This window comes from Streptomyces sp. NPDC047061 (assembly GCF_040643955.1).
Lineage (GTDB): Bacteria > Actinomycetota > Actinomycetes > Streptomycetales > Streptomycetaceae > Streptomyces.
In genome coordinates, this window is record NZ_JBEYVI010000131.1 from 1 (window position 1) to 1,615 (window position 1,615).

1 protein-coding gene is annotated in these 1,615 nt (G+C 70.6%); it reads right to left on the bottom strand.

Annotated elements, in window-relative coordinates:
- A partial coding sequence (locus ABZ887_RS51105) for a beta-ketoacyl synthase N-terminal-like domain-containing protein (RefSeq protein WP_361306595.1) occupies positions 1 to 1,615 on the bottom strand: 1,615 nt, incomplete at both ends.

Genomic DNA, 1,615 nt, shown 5'->3' on the forward strand with positions numbered 1-1,615 from the left:
ACCACGTCCACGTCACCGGCCGCCAAGCCCGCGCTCGCCAACGCGGCCCGGATCACCCGCTGCTGGGACGGACCGTTCGGCGCCGACAGACCATTGCTGGCCCCGTCCTGATTGATTGCGCTACCGGCCACCACCGCCAGCACCCGATGCCCACGAGCGCGAGCAACCGACAACCGCTCCAACACCAGCACGCCAACGCCCTCGCCCCACCCGGTGCCATCAGCCGCCTCCGCGAACGGCTTACACCGGCCGTCAGCAGCCAACCCCCGCTGCCGCGCGAACTCGATGTAGGTCCCAGGCGAGGCCATCACCGTGACGCCGCCGGCCAGCGCGATCCCGCACTCACCCGACCGCAACGCCTGCGCGGCCAGGTGAATCGCCGTCAGCGACGACGAACACGCCGTGTCGATCGAGACCGCGGGTCCCTGCAACCCCAGCGCATACGCCACCCGACCCGACGCCACACTCGCATGGGTCCCGGTAATCCCATAGCCGCTCGCGTCGTCATGCTCACCGACCCGGTACTCCGACGTGATGACGCCGGCGTAGACCCCGGTGTCGGTGCCCCGCAACGACCCCGGCGTGATGCCCGCGTCCTCCAACGCCTCCCAGCACGTCTCCAGCAACAGCCGCTGCTGCGGATCCATCCCCAACGCCTCACGCGGACTGATCCCGAAGAACTCCGCATCGAACCCACCCGCACCACCCACGAACCCGCCCACCCGGGCATAATCCTGACCCTCATCACGGGACTCGGACAGGCCGGGAGTCTCCCAGCCGCGGTCCGCCGGGAACCCCGACATCGCATCGGAGCCTGCCGCGATCAGCTGCCAGAAGCCTTCCGGGTCCTCCACTCCACCCGGGAACCGACAACCCATGCCGACGATGGCCACCGGCTCGTCCGTGCCGACACGGACGGCAGATGGGGCGGATACGGCGGCTATGCCGTCGGTTCCGCGTGCCTCTGCGACCAGATACCGGGCGAGTTCCAGAGGGACGGGGTAGTCGAAGACCAGGGTGGCGGGCAGGCTCAGGCCGGTCTCGGCCGCGAGCCGGTTGCGGAGCTCCAGCGCGGTCAGCGAGTCGATGCCCATCTCGCGGAACGCCCGCTGGGAGTCGATGTCCCCAGGGTTGGCGTGGCCCAGGATGACGGCGGTGCCGGCCCGGACGATCTGCAGAACTTCCTGCTCACGCTCGGCAGGGCTGAGCGCGGCCAACCGGGCCGCCAGGCCACCCGCACCCGTGTCCGCAGCAACAGCCGCGAACCGGCGAACGGAGACACCACCAGCAACCAGAGCGCGCAAAAGGGCAGGCATCGGCCGACCAGCACGCGACCATGCGGCCAGGTCCAGCTGAGCCGGGACTGCCAACGGCGCGCCCCACGCGACCGCGGCCTCGAACAGCGCCAGGCCCTGGACGGTCGGCATCGGCTCGATGCCACCACGGCGCAGCCGGGACAGGTCAGCGCCCTCCAGGTGTCCGGTCATCTCCGAGGTCTGTTCCCACAGCCCCCACGCCAACGACTGACCGGCCAGCTGCCGATCCCGGCGATAGACGGCCAGCGCATCCAGGAACGCGTTCGCCGCGGCGTAACTGCCCTGCCCCGCGCTCCCCA